This window comes from Candidatus Symbiopectobacterium sp. NZEC135 (genome assembly GCF_025962695.1).
In genome coordinates, this window is the sequence record NZ_JAGFPF010000955.1 from 1 (window position 1) to 816 (window position 816).

2 pseudogenes are annotated in these 816 nt (G+C 58.1%); one reads left to right on the forward strand and one right to left on the reverse strand.

The window, feature by feature from the left end:
- Nucleotides 1-306: pseudogene (locus tag J5224_RS31695) on the forward strand (DNA-binding transcriptional repressor DeoR); the annotation flags it as partial.
- Here the strand turns inward: J5224_RS31695 and J5224_RS31700 are convergent.
- A pseudogene (locus J5224_RS31700) lies at nt 303-816 on the reverse strand (serine-type D-Ala-D-Ala carboxypeptidase); the annotation flags it as partial. The pseudogenes J5224_RS31695 and J5224_RS31700 sit on opposite strands and share 4 nt — an antisense overlap.

Here is an 816-nt window from a genome sequence, read left to right on the forward strand (position 1 = left end):
CTGACGCGGCAGAGTGAACTGGACCCGATCTGCACCAACAAAGCCTTTATCTCTGCGGCGGGGGTCGATATCAAGCGGGGAGCGACCTGTTTTAATTTTGCCGAACTGGATATCAAACACCGGGCGATGGCGCTATCGCAGCGCACTATTTTGGTGGCCGACAGCAGCAAATTTGGCCGAATACAGCCTGCCGCTATCGGCGCATTGACGCAGTTCGACACGCTGGTGACCGACTGCGCCCCGCAGGGCACTTATCAGGATTTCACGCTCGACAACGGCATCATGCTGATCTATCCCGGCTGTTAAAACCAGCCGCCGAACCATTTGGTCAGGGTTAGCCATACCGCATCCCACAGTCGCCCGAACAGGCCAGCTTCCGGCACCTCATCCAGCACCACCAGCGGCCTCTGGGCGATCACTTTGCCATCCAACTGGAAATCCACCGTGCCGACCGCCTGATTTTTCGCCAACGGTGCCTGTAAATGTGGCGACGTCAGGGTAAAGCTGGCTTTCAGATTGCGCATTTGCCCTTTTGGCACCGTGAGGGCGACATCGTCAGCAACCCCCAGCCGCGCTTCACTCTGTGCGCCGTACCAGACACGCTGAGTGGTAAAGGTAGTATTGCCCTGAACCGGCGTGACCGTTTCGAAGAAGCGGAAACCCCAGGTCAGCAGCTTTTCGCTGTCGCGGAAACGAATGGCATCCGTCGGTGCACCCAGCACCACAGAAATCAACCGCATGTTGCCTTCCGTCGCGGATGCCACCAGATTGTGCCCGGCACCGCTGGTGTGTCCGGTTTTGATACCGTCGACATTC